This window comes from Caulobacter sp. Root655, from assembly GCF_001427665.1.
Taxonomy (GTDB): domain Bacteria; phylum Pseudomonadota; class Alphaproteobacteria; order Caulobacterales; family Caulobacteraceae; genus Caulobacter.
The window spans coordinates 797,638-815,544 of the sequence record NZ_LMHC01000001.1 but is presented as its reverse complement, the minus strand read 5'-3'; the positions used below and the strand labels follow the sequence as shown (position 1 = coordinate 815,544).

The window sequence follows — 17,907 nt, the reverse complement described above, 5'->3', positions numbered from 1 at the left end:
TCTCACGTTGTCATCCCGGAAGCGCGTAGCGCTGTCCGGGACCCAGGGGCGGCCGCGCCGCCTTGCCGCTCGCCCCTGGGTCCCGGGTCTACGCTGCGCTTCGCCCGGGATGACAACTTCTGTTGCTGAAGACACCCCCATGCCCCCCACCGCCGGCCTCGGCCTGAAATCGCAGCATTACGCCGAGGCGTTCGCCGCCACGGCCGACGGGCTGTGGTTCGAGGTCCATCCCGAGAACTACATGGCCGCCGGCGGGCCGCGTCTGCGCTGGCTGACCGCCATTCGCGAGAAGCGGCCGCTGTCGCTGCACGGGGTGGGCCTGTCGCTGGCCGCCGACGCCGATCCCGACCCCGCCCATCTGGCGGCCCTGAAGACCCTGGTCGACCGGTTCGAGCCCTTCGTGGTCTCCGAGCACCTGGCCTGGAGCACCCATCGCGGCGTCCACCAGCCCGACCTGCTGCCCTTTCCCCGCACCCGCGCCGCCCTGAACCGCATCGCCGCCAACATCGGCCGGACCCAGGACGCCCTGGGCCGGGCCATCCTGGTCGAGAACCCGTCGCTGTACCTGCCGCTGACCGGCCACGACCTCGACGAGACCGACTTCCTCGTCGAACTGACCCGCCGCGCCGGCTGCGGCCTGCTGGTCGACGTCAACAACGTCTTCATCAGCGCCAGCAACCTGGGCTACGCGGCGGAAGCCTATCTCGACGCCCTGCCGACCGAGGCGATCGGCGAGATCCACCTGGCCGGCCACGGCGTCGATGCCAATGAGGCGCGAAGCGGCTCGGCCCTGCTGATCGACACCCACGGCGCGCCGGTGGCCGAACCGGTCTGGGCGCTCTACCACCGCCTGATCCAGCGGATCGGCCCGCGTCCGACCCTGATCGAGCGCGACGACGACATCCCGGCCTTCGAGGTGCTGATGGCCGAGCGGGATCGGGCGCATGGGATGCTGACGGGGACGGGCGCATGCGCCTGTCCCCAGTCCAAGCCGACCCCGCTTGGGTCCCCCGAACAAGTCGGGGGATGACGACCGTGAGTGAGTTGGGAACCTTTCAGGACGCCTTCGCCGCCGCCCTGGCCGAGCGAACCCCCGCCCCCATCGCCGCCTGGCTGCCCAGCCCGGAAGCCGGCGAGACCGGCCTGGCCGTCTATCGCAACACCATCGCCAAGGGCTGCGTCGACGCCCTGGCCGCCAACTTCCCCACCGTCGCCAGCCTGGTCGGCGCCGAGTGGTTCGAGGCCGCCGCCGCCCTGTTCGCGCGCGAGCATCCGCCGGCCAGCGCCGCCCTGCTGGCCTATGGCGCGGCCTTCCCCGACTGGCTGGCGGGTTTCCCACCGGCCGACGACCTCCCCTACCTGCCGGCCGTGGCGGGCCTGGATCGCCTGTGGACCATCGCCCTGTTCGCATGGGACGCGCGGGCCTTGACCGCCGAGGCCTTCGCCATCGATCCCGAAGCCCTGGCGAGTGCCCGCGTGACCCTGCACCCCAGCCTGGCCTTCGCCTGGTTCGACAGCGGCCTGCCCGGCCTGTGGCTGGGCGCGCGCGAACCGAACCCCGACGGCCTGGAGTGGACGCAAGACCCGCAGGGCGTGCTGATCGTCCGCCCCGCCGACACCGTCGCCTGCCGCCTGCTCGACGCCGCCGGCCACGCCTTCCTCGCCGCCGCCCGCGACGGCGCGAGCCTGGGCGAGGCGATCACCGCCGCCGCCCTCGCCGATCCGGCCGCCGACCTCGCCGCCCTGTTCGCCGCCCTGATCGCCGACGGCGTGTTCATCGACCTGATCCTCGGAGACCCGTCATGACCACAAGCGTCCTCGCGCCGTCCAGCCCGCTGACCCGTCCTTTCGCCCAGTTGGCCGGGATCGCGCGCAAGGCCCTGCCCGACGACCTGGTGCTGCTGGTCGCCCGCCTGGGGATCGCCTCGGTGTTCTTCCTGTCGGGCCGCACCAAGGTGGACGGGGTCCTGCACATCACCGATGGGACCTATTCGCTGTTCGCCGAGGAATACGCCCTGCCGCTGATCCCCTCGGACCTGGCGGCCCACCTGGCGACCTACAGCGAGCACCTGTTCTCGATCCTGCTGGTGCTGGGCCTGTTCACCCGGCTCTCCGCCCTGGCGTTCCTGGGCATGACCCTGGTGATCGAGGTGTTCGTCTATCCCGACGCCTGGAACACCCACCTGTCCTGGGCTGCGATCCTGTTGGTGCTGATCGCCAAGGGCGGGGGCAAGTGGAGCCTGGATCGGGCGATCGGGGTGAAGTGAGCCTATTTTGACCCTCTCCCGGAGGGGAGAGGGAGGGACCCGCGCGAAGCGTGGGAGGGTGAGGGGTCACGCCCTTAGCCGGAGCGCCGCGCCAATGGCCTCGGCCACGCCACCGGGATCGGCCAGCACGACCTCGTTGTCGAAGCGCAGGACCCGGTAGCCGCAACGCTCCAGCACTTCAGTCCGCGCCGCGTCATGCTCGGCGCGATCCTCATGTCGGGCCATCGAGTTCGACGATCAGGTGGGCGTCTCGGCAGACGAAGTCGGCGAAGTAGCGGTCGATCGGGACTTGGCGGCGGAACTTGAAGCCATCGAGGCGGCGACCGCGAACGACGGCCCAGAGCTTCTCCTCGGCAAGGGTTTGGCCGCGTCGGAGACGGCGAGCGTTGGGGATCGGGTCCATGCCAGCGAGCTTGGCTTTGCTGTTGGACGAGGCAAGCGAAGTAGCCGGGGTTTTGCTTTTGACGGCGTCACCCCTCACCCTCCCACCGCTGCGCGGCGGGCCCCTCCCTCTCCCCTCCGGGAGAGGGTTCTAAAAATCTCACCACCCGCCGTAGGTCGGCCGGAAGCGGTGCTCCAGGTCGTCGACCTCGCGTTCGGCGTCGCGCTTGGCCCAGTCGGCGCGGCGGCCGTCCTCGACGGCGGCGCGGCGTTCGCTGCGCAGGCGGTTCAGGCGGTCGCGCAGCTCGTGCTTCTGTTCGGCGTTGAGCGCCGGGTTCTTCAGCTCGTCCTCGACTCCGCTGGCCTCGCGGTCCCGCTTCTCGGCGCGGTTGTCGGCGCTGTCGCGGTCGGACTCCGCCTGGCTCAGGCGCGAGACCGCCGCGTGGACCAGCTGGCCGTCGGCATAGGCCGCCAGGAAGCGGCCCGCGACGCGCTCGGGGCAGACCCCGGCGTATGCGTTGCCCAGCCGGCCTTCCTGGAACCCCCGCTGCGGGGTGCAATAGAGCTTCAGCCCCTGGTCGCGGGCCGCGAAATAAGGCCTGGCGTCGGGCACGACCCCGGCCTTGGAACAGGCCTTGGCGTGCTCGTCCAGGCGGCTTTGCGGGCGCCCCGCCTCGCCGTCCTTGAAGCCGACGCCGGCCCAGTCGCCTTGCAGGCAGGCCTCCTGGCTCATGGTCGCGCAGCTGGCCAGCAGCAGGCCGCCGGCCAGGACCGGGATCAACAGGAACGGACGCATGCGAAAACTCCCCCAGAGGTTGTTGGGGGAGCTAAAGCTTGACCACCTGAACGGTCAATGAACCAAATTCAGTGAACCGTGACGCGCGGCCGCTTCCACAGCTCCTCGGTCAGGGCGTTGGCGAAGCCCAGCCAGCCGAGATAGGGGCTGGAGAAGCCCGAGGCCGGGGCCACCAGCTTGCGGGCCTGCAGGGCGTAGGCCCCGGACGCCGCCAGCGAGGCGGTCGCGGCGCCCAGCTGGCCCCCGACGCGCTTGGCGCCGAGGGCCAACCACAGGGCGTTGAAGCCCTGCACCAGGCTCCAGAGGGCGAGAGCCCGGGTTCGGGTGGGGCTGGACGGCGCGTTCCAGATGCGCAGCCCCGACAGGGTCATGGCGATGAACAGCGGCGGCAGGAGCAGACTGGTCAGCGCCTTGGGCTGATGGGCGACCGGCTCGTGCATCTCGGCGTAGCCGACCGCGTATTCCTCGTCGTCGATCATCCGTTCATGGCGGCGGCCTAGCAGCGTCGAGACCAGGATCGCCCCGCCGGCCAGGGCCAGGCCGAGGGCCAGTTGGGCGCCGGCCGTGGCGGGGGTGTCGGCCTTGGTGTCGATCTCGAACGACTCGCGGCCGGCGAGCGCCCGCCTCCCGTGGATCTTGCCGTTCGGGATGTGCATGACGGAACTCCTCGCTAAACATGCCTGTAACCCGCCTAGCTGGAGCTTGGTTCCCAGCGGCGGGCGCGCTTTCGTGGAGTTCCCATGGTCGCCTTCCGCGCCGCCCGGTCCGATGAGATCGAGACGATCCGCGCCCTCGAACGGGCCTCGGCCCAACGCTTCGTCGGCCTCATGGACGCCCTGGCCGCCGACGAGCCCAGCCCGGCGGCGGTGCTGGCCGCGCGGATCGAGACCGGCGGCCTGATCGTGGCCCTGGACGGCGACGACCTGGTGGGGTTCGTGATGTTCAGGACCGTGGAGGACCACGCCTATGTCGAGCAGATCGACGTGCTGCCGACGCACGAGGGCCAGCGGATCGGCGCCGCCCTGCTGGACGTGGTCTCGGGCCGGGCCCGGGCGGCGGGGTTGAAGGGCCTGTCGCTGTCGACGTTCAGGGACGTGCCGTGGAACGCGCCCTACTACCGCTGGCTGGGGTTCGTCGACGTGGCCGACGCGGCGCTGACGCCGGGGATGCGGGCGATCCGCGAGGAGCACCTGGCGCGGGGGTTGGACGAGGGCGCGCGGGTGTTCATGGTGCGGAAAAACTAAATCCTCCCCCTGTGGGGGAGGTGTCGGCGAAGCCGACGGTGGGGGGAGTGATCGGACCGATCGGTGGGTTCGCGACCGAGATCCTACAACTCCCCCCACCGGCCTTCGGCCGCCTCCCCCACAGGGGGAGGACTTCCCGGCCCCTAAGCCGGCAGTTCCCCCACCGCGCTCTGCAGGTAGTTCTGCTCGCCCAGCGCTTTCACCAGGCCCAGCTGCATCTCCAGGAAATCGATGTGCTCCTCGGTGTCGCTGAGGATCTCGCGCAGCAGCTCGCGGCTGACATAGTCGCGGACCTGTTCGCACTGGATAATGCCGGGGATCAGGGTCTCGCGGCCGCCGACCTCGACCGACAGATCCGAGGCCAGGCACTCGGGCACGGTCTCGCCGATCTTCAGCTTGTGCAGGTCCTGCAGGTTGGGCAGGCCTTCGAGGAACAGGATGCGGTTGATCAGCTTGTCGGCGTGCTTCATCTCGCCGATCGACTCGTCGTAGGTGATCTTGCCCAGGCGCTTGAAGCCCCAGTTGTCGTACATCCGCGCGTGCAGGAAGTACTGGTTCACCGCCGTCAGCTCATTGGTGAGCACCGCGTTCAAGAGCCGGATGATGCCGGGATCGCCTTGCATGGCGGCCTCCTCAAGTAAGATTCGGCGCGCGATAGCCGAAAGTGGTTGCCGGTTTCGGCGCCCATCGCGCGCCCACAAAGAACAGCAGTCTTGCGCCCGTTGGGCTCAAGACTGCGGGCGACCGTGATCTATTGTCGCAGGGGCTTCAACCGCTATGTCTGCAAGTGTTTCTCAGCCTCACGGAAAAGCGTGAGACTGCTTCGCGGTCGCTGAAATTACTCCGAAATCCGCTCATCCCGGCGAACGCTGGAAAGAGCGGAATGAAGTTATTCGGCCGCGTAGGCCAGGGCCTGCTGGCTGTCCTGGATCATCTGGCGCATTTCGCAGACGCACTTGGCGCACTGGGCTTGGCAACCCTTGTGACGGAACACCTCGGCCGGGCGGGTGGCCCCAGCGTCGATGGCGGCGCGCACTTCGCGCTCGCGGATGCCGTTACAGTTGCAGACGTACAAGGCAGCACTTCCCGCCGAATGATTGTCATTCTCATGTAGCGGAGGCGTGAGGGGTTTGCAACTGACTCGCAGTGCGACAAATGGAACTAGGCCTCCCCCCGTGGGGGAGGTGTCGGCGCAGCCGACGGAGGGGGGGCGTGATCGGCCGGCGACCCCATTCCGGATCGACGATCCCACGCCTCCCCCCGCCGGCCTTCGGCCGCCTCCCCCACAGGGGGAGGATTGGTTGCGCGCCCAAATCGGCGTAATCCCGGCCCATGACCGACTGCCGCCTCTATCTGATCACCCCGCCGACCCTGGCCGACCTGGACGCCTTCGGGCGCGACCTGGCCGCGGCCCTGGGGGCCGGCGACGTCTCCGCGCTGCAGATCCGCCTGAAGGACCTCCCCGACGACGCCATCGCCGCCGCCGTCGCGGTCCTGGCCCCGATCGCCCGGGCCCACGAGGTGGCGGTGATCCTCAACGACCGGCCCGACCTGGCCGCCAGGCTGGGTTGCGACGGCGTGCACATCGGCCAGGGCGACATGGCCTACAAGGAGGCCCGCAAGCTGATGGGCCCGGACGCGGTGATCGGCGTCACCTGCCACGACAGCCGCCACCTGGCCATGGAGGCCGCCGAGGCCGGGGCCGACTACGTGGCCTTCGGGGCCTTCTTCCCGACCACCACCAAGGACGCCCCGACCACCGCCGAACCGGAGATCCTGACCATCTGGCAGGAGACCATGGAGGTTCCCTGCGTGGCGATCGGCGGCATCGACGCCGACAACGCCGCCGGCCTGGCCGCCGCCGGGGCTGACTTCCTGGCCGTCTCGGCCGGGGTCTGGAAGCATCCGGGCGGCCCGGCCGCCGGCGTGGCGGCGCTGAACGCGGCGATCGCCGAGGGACTGGCGGCGCGGGCGGGCTGAAACGCGTTGCGTCCTTGCCGCTCAAGCTTGACGGGCGTAGCCTCTTCCCAACGATAAAATACGGGAGGAGCGGCCATGATGCGGCTCGTACTGTGTTTGCTTGGCGTAACGGTCCTGGGCATGACGGCGGCGACGGCGGCCACCGGCCGGGCCGAAACCTGGAAAGCCTCCCCCGGCGAGGCGAAGACCTTCTACGACGCGGATTTCATGCGGGTGGACCAGGCGTCCGGCCTGGTGGTCGTGCGCATCGCCGAGGGCCGCCCCAACGGCCCCTACAAGGGCTGGCCGGCCGGCAAGGGCCCGATCATGATCTTCGCCCTGGACTGCGCGACCGACAAATGGATCGACCTGGGCATGGACTTCACCGGCGACCAGGCCCTGGAGAAGGGCTGGCGCAACGGCGAGAAGATCGACGACATCAAGGGCGCGACCGGCGGCGCGGGCCGGGTGGCGTGCGAGACCCGGGAGACCTTGCCGAAGGTGGCGCTGCCTTAGGGGGCGGTGACGCCGTGCGTCCTTCGAGGCCCGCTCGCGCGGGCGCCTCAGGATGAGGAGCGTTGTTGCTGAATTCCTCATCCTGAGGTGCGAGCCGCGGGCGAGCCTCGAAGGACGCACGGCGCCTCAGCTGTTCAGCCGCGCCAGCTTGTCCGGGTTGCGCATCGTGTAGACCGCCGCGATGCGGCCCTCGACGATCTCCAGGCCCATGGTCTGGAACACCACGCCGTCGCACGACAGCACCAGGCCCGGCGCGCCGTTGATCCGCGCCAGGCGGGCCACCGTGCCGTCGGGGTTGGGCCATTTCTTCTTGATGCCCAGCAGCAGGCGCACGGCCTTCTCGAGGCCGAACACCGGGTTGAGGTTGGCGCTGACGACGCCGCCGCCGTCGGCGTGCATGACCACGTCCTGGGCCAGGATGCCGCGCAGCACGCTCTCGTCGCCGCCCAGGGCCGCGGCCAGGAAGGCGCTGGTCAGGCGCTGCTCCTCCTCGGCGCTGGGGCGATAGCGGGCCTTGCCGGCCTTGATGTGTTCGCGGGCCCGGGCCGCCAACTGGCGACAGGCCGCCTCGGTGCGGCCCAGGGTGCGGGCGACGTCGGCGAACGGCGCGTCGAACACGTCGTGCAGCAGGAAGGCGGCGCGCTCCAGCGGGGTCAGGCGCTCCAGGGCCAGCAGGAAGGCCACCGACAGGTCCTCGCCCAGGTCCTGGTGATCCTCGTCGACCACCGGCTCGGGCAGCCACTCGCCGACATAGACCTCGCGCCGGGCCCGCGCCGACTTCAGCCGGTCCAGGCACAGGCGGGTGACGACGCGGTTGAGGAAGCCGGCCGGGTTGGTCACCGCGTCCGTCTCCACCCCGCGCCAGCGGATCCAGGCGTCCTGCACCACGTCCTCGGCGTCGGCCCGCGAGCCGAGCATGCGATAGGCCAGGCCGGTCATCGCCCCGCGCCGTGCCTCGAAGATCGTGTCCTGAGCGGTCATGCCTTCACCTTCTGGCGTCGAACGCAGGACCATACCACCAGCAGGCTGATGATGGCCGGCAGGAAGACGGCCGGAAAGTCGCGGGCCAGCAGCGGCCACGGCTTGGGCCCGCAGAACGGGGTGATCAGGTGGATCGTCGCGTGCAGGGTGAGGAACGCCGCCGCCGCGACGGCCGCGCCCAGGCCCCGGACCGGATCCCGAACCGCCCAGCCCATGGCCAGGGCGCAGGCGATGAACGCAGCCCCGATGTCGCGCACGAAATGGGTGTTCAGCGCCCCGGTCTCGATCACCCCCGGCACGCGCGGGTACCACCAGGTCGGGGCCAGCATCATCACCACGCCGTTCAGGGCCAGCAAAGCCGGCAGGATCCATTTCGCCCAACGCATCGTCTTCGCTCCAGGATTTCGAGGACATGACGAGATGGCCCGATCGAATGTGACATGCGCAGAGAAAATCACCGGCCGTTGCCCGTCCGCAAAAATCCCGTCAGGCTGACCGCCTCGGGCTGACGGGCGACAGAGGATTCAGGTACGTGCGCATGCGATGGAAACTAGCGGCCCTGGCATTCTTGGCCTGCCTGTCGATTGCTGCGTGGCTGCTCAAGATTCCGTTGACCCCGGCGTTTGGGCTGAAGGTCGGGTTAATATCGGAAACGGCTACCTCCGCCTCAGCGCCCTTGGGCCCAATCGCCACTTGGATTGGCCGCCTCATCTGGATGGGCGTTGCTCTCGTGGTGCTGGGCGTGTTGTTTTGGGTGACGCGGCACGTCCTTCGCCGTCCCCGCGCCCCGGACGCCTGACCGGCGACAAAATCGCCGCTGCCTTGCTTTCAGCCGCCTCCGCGTCTAGGTATCGCGCCCACTTTCCCGATCTTTCTATCTGCCCGCATGCATATCCCCCGCCGTCGTGCCCCTCTGAAAAGGGAAGCGACGCCGCGCAGGGGGACTCTTGAAGGACACCCGCCTTGGCCACCGCTTCCGCCCTCCTGAACGTGATGATCGACGCCGCCCGCAAGGCCGCGCGCGGCCTGGCCCGCGACTTCGGCGAGGTCACCGAGCTGCAGGTCTCCAAGAAGGGCCCCGCCGACTTCGTCACCGCCGCCGACCAGAAGGCCGAGCAGGTGATCTTCGAGATCCTCGAAAAGGCCCGCCCCGGCTACGGCTTCCTGGGCGAGGAGCGCGGCATGATCGAGGGCACCGACAAGACCCACACCTGGATCGTCGACCCGCTGGACGGCACAACCAACTTCCTGCACGGCATTCCGCACTTCGCGGTCAACATCGCCCTGCAGCGCGAGGGCGAGATCGTCGCCGGCGTCACCTACAACCCGATCACCAACGACCTGTTCTGGGTCGAAAAGGGCAAGGGCGCCTATCTGGGCGCCGAGAAGCGCCTGCGCGTCGCCGCCCGCCGTCACCTGGACGAGAGCGTGCTGGCCACCGGCGTGCCGTTCCTGGGCAAGCCCGGCCACGGCCAGTTCCTGAAGGAACTGCACCAGGTCAGCCAGAAGGTGGCCGGCGTGCGCCGCTTCGGCTCGGCGGCCCTGGACCTGGCCTGGGTCGCGGCCGGCCGCTTCGACGGCTACTGGGAACGCAACCTCAAGCCCTGGGACGTGGCGGCCGGCGTGCTGATGGTGGCCGAAAGCGGCGGCAAGGTCTCGTCGATCGAAGAGCACGGCAACCCGGCCGACGGCGTCTCGATCCTGGCCTGCAACCAGGAACTCCACCCGCTGGTGCTGGAACGCCTGCGCGCGGCGTAGGGGACTGAGCCATGCCCATCTCGACCCCGTTTCCCCGACGAAGGTCGGGGCCCAGGTCATAGGGCGGGGTGTCGTGAAGACCTGGCTGATGTTCAGGCTAAATCTGGGCCCCGGCCTTCGCCGGGGAAACGGATTCTGTTGATCCACATCTGGTTCTGAAAACCCCAAACAAAAACGCCCCGGGCGCGAGCCCGGGGCGTTTGCGTGTCCGGCCGTGATCTAGCGGCAGACGGTCCGCTCGTAGACCGAGCCGCTCCACTCGTCGTAGTCGCGGGTGGTCCAGCAGTCGCGGACCCGGCCGTAGCCATAGCCGTAGCGCGGGCCGTAACCGTAGCCGCCGTAATAGCGGGGGGGCGGAGGCGGCGGGGCGTAGCCGTAGTCGTAGCCGCGCCGGTAGTGGCGGTCGTTGCTGCCGCTGGCGATGGCCGCGCCGAGGGCCAGGCCGATCACCCCGGCGGCCAGGGCGGCGTCGCCACGGCCGCCGTGATGGTGACGGCCGCCGTAGTAGCCGCCGCCGTGGCGGTAGGATTGGGCCGAGGCGGCGGTCGAGCCGGCGACCATGGCCAGGGCGGCGAGGCCGGCGGCGACACGGCCGATATTGGTCTTCAGAGTGCGGTTCATGACGCTGTGTCCTTCCAGGAGCGCCGTGTCACCACGTCGCCTCCATCTTGGGCTCATCCTCCGCCTCGGCGGCTGAACGCAGGCTGAACGGGGCCGTCAGGTTGGCCGCCGCCGCCCGCACGACCCCTGAATCTCTGGAATAGCGTCCGATTTATTCACCTTTCCGCGCGTAGCTGAAGTCGACGACGGCGCCCAGAATGGGCGGTCCGAAGGCTTGAAGGCGATCGGCGATGTCCAGGAACGTGGCTTACGCGGCCGGCGAGGATCTGCAGATCCTGTCGTTCGAGGTCGGGACCCAGACCTATTGCGTGCCCGTGGGCGCGGTCCGCGAGATCCGCGGCGTCACCCCCGCCACCCCGCTGCCCGACGCGCCGCCCTATGTGCGCGGCGTCATCAACCTGCGCGGCCAGGTCATGCCGGTCATCGACCTGTCCGAACGCCTGGGCAAGGGCGTGGCCCAGGACAGCGCCCGCCAGGTGATCATCGTGGTCGAACACCATGACGACGTCGCCGGCCTGCTGGTCGACGCGGTCTGCGACAGCTTCATCGTCCCGGCCAGCGCCATCAGCCCGCCGCCGCCGCTCGGCGAGGAGGCCTCGCCCCTGGTCGCGGCGGTGATCACCACCGAGACGACCATGGTCGTGCTGCTGGCCGTCGAGGCCATCCTGCCCGACCGCAAGGTGGCGCTGGCGGCTTAGGCCGTTCTTTTCCCTCGTCTTACGTTGTCATCCCGGACGAGCGCGCAGCGCGAAGATCCGGGACCGGGGCGTGAACGCAGGCGCTTCCGGCGGTCCCGGATCTGCGCTTCGCTTGTCCGGGATGACAGCGGAGCGGCAGGCGAACAAATGTTTCAATAGCCCCTTCCTTCCGCCCTGCCCCTCCCGCTAGGGTCTCCCGCAACAACAAGGGAGATCGCCGATGAAGGCCGCCGTTCTGCGCGAAGTGGGCAAGCCGCTCACCATCGAGACCGTCTCGATCGGCAAGCCGGGCCCGCGCGAGGTGCTGATCCGCACCAAGGCCGCCGGCGTCTGCCATTCCGACCTGCACTTCGTCGAAGGCTCCTACCCCCATCCCCTGCCCGCCGTGCTGGGCCACGAGAGCGCCGGGATCGTCGAGGCGGTCGGCTCGGAAGTGCGCACCGTCAAGGTCGGCGACCACGTCATCACCTGCCTGTCGGCCTATTGCGGCCACTGCGAGGTCTGCCTGACGGGCCACATGAACCTCTGCATCAGTCCCGAGACCAAGCGCGCCAAGGGCGAGGAGCCCCGGCTGTTCCGCGAGGACCTGTCCGGGGCCGGCGACACGCGCATGGCGCAGTTCCTCAACCTGTCGTCCTTCGCCGAGCAGATGCTGGTGCATGAGCACGCCTGCGTCGCCATCCGCCGCGACATGCCCTTCGACCGCGCCGCCCTGATCGGCTGCTCGGTGATGACCGGGGTCGGGGCGGTGATCCACACCTCCGGCGTGCGGCCCGGCGAGACCGTGGCGGTGATCGGCTGCGGCGGCGTCGGCCTGGCCACCATCAACGGCGCGGTCATGGCCGGGGCCGGCCGGATCATCGCCATCGACCGCATCCCGGGCAAGCTCGAGCTGGCCAAGACGTTCGGGGCCACCGACGTCATCGACGCGGGAGCCGGAGACCCGGTCAAGCAGGTCCAGGAACTGACCGGCGGCGGCGTGCACCACAGCTTCGAGGCCATCGGCCTGAAGGTCACCGCCGAACAGTCGTTCCGGATGCTGCGCCGGGGCGGCACGGCCAACATCATCGGCATGATCCCGGTCGGCACGATGATCGAGCTGCACGGCCCCGACTTCCTGGGCGAGAAGAAGATCCAGGGCAGCTACATGGGCTCCAACCGCTTCCCGGTCGACATGCCCCGCCTGGTCGACGCCTACATGGCCGGCAAGCTGAAGCTGGACGAACTGATCTCGCGCCGCATCAAGCTGGAGGACGTCAACTCGGCGTTCGACGAACTGAAGCGCGGCGAGCTGGCGCGCTCGGTGATCGTGTTTGATTGAGGCGTCGGCCGCCTAGGGTTCGGGCTCAATTGAACGCTTGAATTCCTGAGTGACGTCAAAGCCCTCAATAACGGTTGTCATCCCGGCCGCAGCGAAGCGGAGAGCCGGGACCCAGGGGCCCAGGGGCCGGCGCATCGCGGTTGCCCTGGGTCCCGGCGCTTCGGCCCGCTGCGCGGTCCTACGGCCGGGATGACAACAGTTGGGTGGGCTCCAACGGAGTCCGAACCCTAAACCAACCCGCCCATGCCCGTGCCGCCCGGCCGGCCGGCGCCCGTCCCGGGATCGGCTTCCGGCTGGGCGACGCGGAGATTGTTCTGCACGTGGCCGACGCCCGAGACCGACTCGATCAGCATCTCGGCCTGGCGCTTGTCGTCGCGCGAGCCGACCAGGCCGTTCAGGGTGACCTCGCCGTTCTCGACCGCCACCTCGATCGTCCGGGCGTCCAGCCAGCTGTCGTCGCTCAGGCGGTCGCTGACGTCTTCAAGGACGCGCGCGTCCGAGCGGCGGTAGTTCTTGGGACCATGTCCGCGGTGTTCGCCTTCGAGGGCGCCCGCGTGGCGCGGATGCGGATGATGGGGGCCGTGTTCGCCCACCCACGACACGACCTCGTCACGCGCCCTGTCGAGCCAGGTGCGACCCTCGCCGTGATGGTGGTGACCACCATGCAGGTCGTGCGACCCCGCGCCGAAGTCGCGGGCGGCGTCGTCGGGGCGTTCGTGCGACCGGCCATAGTCGACATAGCGGTTGGCGCCGCCGCCGAAGTGGACGCCGCCCACCATTCCGTAGTCGCCCGGCGCGTGGAAGCTGCCGGATCCCGGTCCGTAGCCCGCGCCGGAGACCACCCGGCCATAGCCGATGTCGCCCCCCTGGGCCTGGGCGCGCAGGAACTCGCCGCCCCGCCGGCGCGGCGGCGCGGCGGCGCGCGCCTGGCGCTCCCGACGCGCCGCCTCGTCATCATGATCGCGCCCCTCGTCGAAATCGCGGTCGCGATCGACCTCGAACCGCCCTTCGCGATCGTTCCATCTAGTTTCCGGCATCGGTCTTCTCCATGACTTCGCCCGGCCCGGACGCATCAAGATCGTCATGAGAGATAACGAACTACACCGCCAAGAAGATGCAGGCCGCGCCTGATAACCTAAACGCTTCTTGAACACTGTTACGTCAGGTTGTCGCATCGACGACGTAGCGTGACGATGGAGCGGCCGGTGCGGCTGAGCGAGTTTCTCGACGACGGGCTGGAAGGCGCGCTCCTGATGATGGGGCATCGCAGCCGGACCGTGCGCGTCGCCATCAGCCTGATGATCGACGGACTGCTGTTGGCCAATTTCGGCTGGAAGGCGGCCGGCGCCTGGCTGGCGGTCAATGTCGGGCTCGAGGCCTGGCTGCAGTTCAACCAGATGCGCTACGGCCACGGCAAGGGCCAGTACGCCTCGGCCTTGACCCGCCTGAGCACCGTCGCGGCGTTCAGCGGCGCGTGGTCGGTGATGGCCGCCCTCACCTGGATCCACGGCTCGCCGGCCATGAAGTTCGCGGCGCTGATCATCCTGTTCGGCCTGCTGCTGGAGGCGCTGAAATACGCCGTCCTCAGCCGTGCGGCCTTCACCGCCCTGGCGCCCTTTCCGGTCGCCGCCCTGATCCTCGCGCCGATCGTGTTCGGCGGCTTTCGCGGCTGGGAGCTGGCCTTCGCGATCACCGCCCTGGTCGGGCTGGGCGCCTATCTGGCCAACGCCGCCAAGCTGATGCGGGCCAACGCCCACGCCCTGGAACGGGCCCAGGTCGAGGCCCAGGCCGCCAACCGCGCCAAGTCCGCCTTCCTGGCGATGATGAGCCACGAGTTGCGCACGCCGATGAACGGGGTGATGGGCATGGCCCACGCCCTGGCCTCCACCCGCCTGGATCGCCGCCAGACCGACTACCTGGACACCATCGTCCAGTCCGGCGACGGCCTGATGGCCATTCTCAACGACATTCTCGACCTGTCGAAGATCGAGGCCGGCAAGCTGGAGCTGGAGATCGTCAGCTTCGACGTCGCCGAACTGGGCCGGCAGCTTCACAACCTGTGGATCGAAACGGCCCGGGCCAAGGACGTGGCGCTGGTCCTGGAGATCGCCCCCGACACCCCCGCCTGGCTGGCCGGCGACCCGATGCGGGTGCGCCAGATCCTGCTCAACCTGCTCTCCAACGCCGTGAAGTTCACCCTGGACGGCGGCGTCCGCGTCGCCATCGGCCCCGGCCTGGGCGGCGGCGTCGAGATCGTGGTCTCGGACACCGGCATCGGCATGTCGGCCGAGCACCAGACCCGGCTGTTCCAGCCCTTTTCCCAGGGCGAGGTCTCGACCACCCGCCGGTTCGGCGGCTCGGGCCTGGGCCTGTCTATCTGCCACCATCTGGTGACCCTGATGGGCGGCCGGATCTCGGTGACCAGCCGCCCCGACGCCGGCTCGACCTTCACGGTCAGCCTGCCCCTGGCGACGGCGACCGCACCAGTGGCGCCCCTGCCCCTGCCACGCGCCGCCGGGCTGGAAGGCCGCCGGATCCTGGTGGTCGACGACAACCGGGTGAACCAGACCGTGGCCCGCGCCCTGCTGGAGGCGGTCGGCGCCGAGGTGGTCATGGCCGACGACGGCCTTCAGGGCCTGGAGCGGCTGACCGCCGACCATTTCGACCTCGTCCTGATGGACGTCCACATGCCGACCATGGACGGTATCGAGGCCCTGGCCCGCATCCGCGCCGGCCAGGGCGGCCCCGCCGACATCCCGGTCATCGCCCTGACCGCCGACGGCATGTCGGGCGAGGCCGAACGCCTGCTGACCCTGGGCTTCGACGGCGTGCAGTCCAAGCCGATCCAGCCGGCCGAGCTGCTGCGGGTGGTGGCCGAGGGGTGTGACATGCCGCGACGGGCGCCGAAACTGGAACTGCGGGCCTAGTTTCCCAATGGGCCGCCTTGCGTCTGCGGCATCCTCGGGAATCGCCCCATACTTCCAAGTTGAAGAGATCATCCCCAACTTGCCTCGCAAAGCTGTGGGCAAGCTGGGGACGCCTCGGCCAGCCCCGGTGACGCCTTTTCTGGCGGCCTACCGCCGATCCTGACGTACCGCCATGGTGTCTGGTTTACGCTCTGAAGTTCCGCCATCGCCGCCATGCGTTTCGACGACCATTTCCTTGACGAGCTGAAGACCCGCCTTCGCCCTTCCGACGTGATCGGGAAATCGGTGAAGCTGCGGCGGCAGGGGCGCGAATATGCGGGGCTGTCGCCGTTCACCAAGGAGAAGAGCCCGTCGTTCTTCGTCAATGACGACAAGGGCTTCTACCATTGCTTCTCCAGCGGCAAGCATGGCGACATCATCAGTTTCCTGCAGGAGACCGAGCGCCTGACCTTCACCGAGGCGGTGGAGCGGCTGGCGGCCGAGGCCGGCATGGCCCTGCCCGAGCCCGACGCCCGCGCGGCCCAGGAAGACAAGAAGCGCGCCGGCCTCTCCGACTGGATGGAGCTGGCCGCCGGCTGGTTCGAGAGCGAGCTGCGCCGCCCGGTCGGCCAGACGGCCCGCGACTACCTGGCCCGCCGCGCCCTGCCCGAAGACCAGTGGGGCCGCTTCCGCCTGGGCTTCTCGCCCAACAGCCGCACGGCGCTGAAGGATTACCTGATCGCCAAGGGCGCCCTGCCGGCCGAACTGGTCGAGGCCGGCCTGCTGATCGCGCCCGAGGACGGCGGCGCGCCCTATGACCGGTTCCGCGACCGGATCATCTTCCCGATTACCGACACCCGGGGCCGGGTGGTGTCGTTCGGCGGCCGGGCCATGGATCCCGCCGCCCGCGCCAAGTATCTGAACGGGCCCGAGACCACCCTCTTCCACAAGGGTCGGCTGCTGTACGGCCTGTACGAGGCGCGCAAGCTGCTGCACGCCGCCCAGGCCGCCGCGCCCACCGAACAGACGCCCTTGATGGTGGTCGAGGGCTATATGGACGTCATCGCCTGCCAGCGGGCCGGCCTGCCGGCCGTGGCGCCCATGGGCACGGCGATGACCGAGGAACAGATGGAGGTGCTGTGGCGCCTGCATCCCGAGCCGACCCTCAGCTTCGACGGCGACAAGGCCGGCCAGCGGGCCGCCAGCCGGGCCATCGACCGCGCCCTGCCCCTGCTCAAGCCCGGCCGCTCGTTCCGCTTCTCGATGGTGACCGGCGGCAAGGACCCCGACGACGTGCTGCGCGAACAGGGCGCGGCGGCGCTGAAGAGCCAGATGTCGGCGACCACGCCGTTCGTCGAGGCGCTGTTCTCGCGCGAGCGCGACCTGGAGCCGCTGGACACCCCCGAGCGCAAGGCCGGCTTCAAGCAGCGCCTGCGCGCCGCCGCCGGGACCATCGCCGACAAGGACCTGGCCGCCGCCTATCGCGACGACCTCTACGCCAAGCTCGACGCGCTCTTTCCGAAGCCCGCCTATGGCGGTGGGGGCTCCAATGGCCCCAATGGTTCCTGGGGCGACGGCGGCGGCCGGCCGTTCGTGCCCCGCGGCCAGTGGAAGGGTGGCAAGGATCGCGGCCCGCCCGATCCCGGCATCCGTGGCATCGCCCGCGCCGAGATCGGTGGCCGCCTCAAGCCCTTCCACGCCGCCGTGGCCATCGCCGCGCTGGACCATCCGGCCTGGGCCCGGCCCTATGACGAGGCCATCGAGCGGATCGGCTTCGGCGACCCGCGCCTGGCCCCGTTGGCGACGGAGCTGTTCGACGCCCTGTCCGACGAGATCAGCGACGACACCCCGTTCCGCGCCATCCTCGACCGCAAGGGCCTGGGCGGCCAGGTCGCCGAGGTCGAGCGGGTGGCCCACGCGATCACGGCCCCGTTCCTCGACCCGAAGATGGACCCCCAGCGCGCCAAGGCCCTGTGGTCGGCCTGCTACGAGGCCCTGGTCGAGATTGGCGACAGCGAACGCGCCCTGGCGTCCCTGCGCCGCGAACCGGTGACCGCCGGCACGCTGACGGCGACACGCGACCTGCGCACCCGGATCGGGGTGCTGGAGCGGCAGATCAGCGGGTTGGAGTTCTGGGAAGCGGCGGCGACCACGGTCGCGATTTCGTAAATTGCTCGCTTAGCCAACTCCAAATATCCGCTTGGGTCCCGGCTTTCGCCGGGATGAGCGGAATTGGGGAGCGTTCCCATCTTGACTCCGGCGTCATGCAACGCCATCTGGCGACTCAAGGATTTGCCACGCTGCTGATTGACATCGCTCGGGCCGCCATTTTGATGCGCGCGCCCTCCTTGAAACAGGATGTCACCCTCGCCGCCGTCAGGTCCCAGTGGCTGCGGAAACCTCGCGAGAGGCGACGCCGACCGCGCTCGAAGCCCGCGCCTCCGCACAGAGCCCAGCTC

At 69.5% G+C, this 17,907-nt stretch carries 19 protein-coding genes and 2 pseudogenes; 11 read left to right on the top strand and 10 right to left on the bottom strand.

What is annotated here, in order from left to right:
• Window positions 1-139: 139 nt before the first annotated feature.
• The 3 genes from ASD79_RS03785 to ASD79_RS03775 are packed head-to-tail and all read left to right on the top strand — an operon-like array spanning window position 140 to window position 2,267.
• Window positions 140-1,030, top strand: a complete 891-nt coding sequence (locus ASD79_RS03785) for a DUF692 domain-containing protein (protein WP_056719679.1) — start codon at window positions 140-142, stop codon at window positions 1,028-1,030.
• Window positions 1,027-1,806, top strand: a complete 780-nt coding sequence (locus ASD79_RS03780; RefSeq protein ID WP_156400345.1) for a DNA-binding domain-containing protein — start codon at window positions 1,027-1,029, stop codon at window positions 1,804-1,806. The genes ASD79_RS03785 and ASD79_RS03780 overlap by 4 nt, the downstream gene beginning before the upstream one ends.
• Entirely contained in the window at window positions 1,803-2,267 is a 465-nt protein-coding gene (locus ASD79_RS03775) for a DoxX family protein (RefSeq protein WP_056719678.1), read from the top strand. The genes ASD79_RS03780 and ASD79_RS03775 overlap by 4 nt, the downstream gene beginning before the upstream one ends.
• A 66-nt stretch (window positions 2,268-2,333) precedes the next feature.
• Here ASD79_RS03775 and ASD79_RS03770 read toward each other — a convergent pair.
• The 3 genes and pseudogenes from ASD79_RS03770 to ASD79_RS03760 form a co-directional block, all read right to left on the bottom strand.
• Window positions 2,334-2,670, bottom strand: a pseudogene (locus tag ASD79_RS03770) (DUF559 domain-containing protein).
• Window positions 2,671-2,808: 138 nt separating this feature from the next.
• Window positions 2,809-3,444: a DUF2799 domain-containing protein gene (locus tag ASD79_RS03765; protein ID WP_056719677.1), complete on the bottom strand. Its 636-nt coding sequence runs from the start codon at window positions 3,442-3,444 to the stop codon at window positions 2,809-2,811.
• Window positions 3,445-3,512: 68 nt separating this feature from the next.
• The gene (locus ASD79_RS03760) at window positions 3,513-4,100 is read right to left on the bottom strand and encodes a TspO/MBR family protein (protein WP_056719676.1); all 588 of its coding nucleotides are present in this window, start codon (window positions 4,098-4,100) and stop codon (window positions 3,513-3,515) included.
• A gap of 84 nt (window positions 4,101-4,184) precedes the next feature.
• Here ASD79_RS03760 and ASD79_RS03755 point away from each other — a divergent pair, with 84 nt between their 5' ends.
• A complete protein-coding gene (locus tag ASD79_RS03755; RefSeq protein WP_056719675.1) occupies window positions 4,185-4,688 on the top strand; it encodes a GNAT family N-acetyltransferase in 504 nt (167 codons plus the stop codon).
• A gap of 143 nt (window positions 4,689-4,831) precedes the next feature.
• Here the strand turns inward: ASD79_RS03755 and bfr are convergent, their stop codons facing one another.
• Together bfr and ASD79_RS03745 are read right to left on the bottom strand one after the other, a co-directional pair.
• Entirely contained in the window at window positions 4,832-5,311 is a 480-nt protein-coding gene (bfr, locus tag ASD79_RS03750; protein WP_056459848.1) for a bacterioferritin, read from the bottom strand.
• A 266-nt stretch (window positions 5,312-5,577) separates the two neighbouring features.
• Entirely contained in the window at window positions 5,578-5,763 is a 186-nt protein-coding gene (locus ASD79_RS03745; protein ID WP_056719674.1) for a bacterioferritin-associated ferredoxin, read from the bottom strand.
• Window positions 5,764-6,020: 257 nt separating this feature from the next.
• Between ASD79_RS03745 and thiE the strand changes: the two genes are divergently transcribed.
• The gene (thiE, locus tag ASD79_RS03740) at window positions 6,021-6,668 is read left to right on the top strand and encodes a thiamine phosphate synthase (RefSeq protein ID WP_056719673.1); all 648 of its coding nucleotides are present in this window, start codon (window positions 6,021-6,023) and stop codon (window positions 6,666-6,668) included.
• Between the two features lie 75 nt (window positions 6,669-6,743).
• A complete protein-coding gene (locus ASD79_RS03735) occupies window positions 6,744-7,163 on the top strand; it encodes a hypothetical protein (protein WP_056719672.1) in 420 nt (139 codons plus the stop codon).
• A 9-nt stretch (window positions 7,164-7,172) separates the two neighbouring features.
• On the opposite strand, the pseudogene ASD79_RS24540 reads toward ASD79_RS03735, so the two are convergent.
• The 3 genes and pseudogenes from ASD79_RS24540 to ASD79_RS03725 all read right to left on the bottom strand — a co-directional run.
• A pseudogene (locus ASD79_RS24540) lies at window positions 7,173-7,293 on the bottom strand (hypothetical protein); the annotation flags it as partial.
• Window positions 7,290-8,144, bottom strand: a complete 855-nt coding sequence (locus ASD79_RS03730; protein WP_056719671.1) for a sigma-70 family RNA polymerase sigma factor — start codon at window positions 8,142-8,144, stop codon at window positions 7,290-7,292. The pseudogene ASD79_RS24540 and the gene ASD79_RS03730, both read right to left, overlap by 4 nt.
• Window positions 8,141-8,530 carry a hypothetical protein gene (locus ASD79_RS03725; RefSeq protein WP_056719670.1) on the bottom strand — a complete coding sequence of 130 codons (390 nt, stop codon included), beginning with the start codon at window positions 8,528-8,530 and terminating at the stop codon, window positions 8,141-8,143. Before ASD79_RS03725 ends, ASD79_RS03730 begins: the two co-directional genes overlap by 4 nt.
• Window positions 8,531-9,107: 577 nt before the next feature.
• On the opposite strand from ASD79_RS03725, the gene ASD79_RS03715 reads away from it, so the two are divergent.
• On the top strand, window positions 9,108-9,902 hold the full coding sequence (locus ASD79_RS03715; protein WP_007661885.1) for an inositol monophosphatase family protein: 795 nt from the start codon (window positions 9,108-9,110) through the stop codon (window positions 9,900-9,902).
• 219 nt (window positions 9,903-10,121) lie between these two features.
• Here ASD79_RS03715 and ASD79_RS03710 read toward each other — a convergent pair whose 3' ends face one another.
• Entirely contained in the window at window positions 10,122-10,523 is a 402-nt protein-coding gene (locus ASD79_RS03710; RefSeq protein ID WP_056719668.1) for a hypothetical protein, read from the bottom strand.
• Window positions 10,524-10,753: 230 nt separating this feature from the next.
• Between ASD79_RS03710 and ASD79_RS03705 the strand changes: the two genes are divergently transcribed.
• A complete protein-coding gene (locus ASD79_RS03705; protein WP_056719667.1) occupies window positions 10,754-11,221 on the top strand; it encodes a chemotaxis protein CheW in 468 nt (155 codons plus the stop codon).
• 220 nt (window positions 11,222-11,441) lie between these two features.
• The gene (locus ASD79_RS03700) at window positions 11,442-12,542 is read left to right on the top strand and encodes a Zn-dependent alcohol dehydrogenase (protein WP_056719666.1); all 1,101 of its coding nucleotides are present in this window, start codon (window positions 11,442-11,444) and stop codon (window positions 12,540-12,542) included.
• Window positions 12,543-12,769: 227 nt separating this feature from the next.
• On the opposite strand, the gene ASD79_RS03695 is transcribed toward ASD79_RS03700, so the two are convergent.
• On the bottom strand, window positions 12,770-13,579 hold the full coding sequence (locus tag ASD79_RS03695) for a BON domain-containing protein (RefSeq protein ID WP_056719665.1): 810 nt from the start codon (window positions 13,577-13,579) through the stop codon (window positions 12,770-12,772).
• A gap of 168 nt (window positions 13,580-13,747) precedes the next feature.
• On the opposite strand from ASD79_RS03695, the gene ASD79_RS03690 reads away from it, so the two are divergent.
• Both ASD79_RS03690 and dnaG read left to right on the top strand, forming a co-directional pair.
• On the top strand, window positions 13,748-15,469 hold the full coding sequence (locus ASD79_RS03690; protein ID WP_056719886.1) for an ATP-binding protein: 1,722 nt from the start codon (window positions 13,748-13,750) through the stop codon (window positions 15,467-15,469).
• Between the two features lie 213 nt (window positions 15,470-15,682).
• On the top strand, window positions 15,683-17,617 hold the full coding sequence (gene dnaG, locus ASD79_RS03685; protein ID WP_056719664.1) for a DNA primase: 1,935 nt from the start codon (window positions 15,683-15,685) through the stop codon (window positions 17,615-17,617).
• Window positions 17,618-17,907 lie beyond the last annotated feature (290 nt).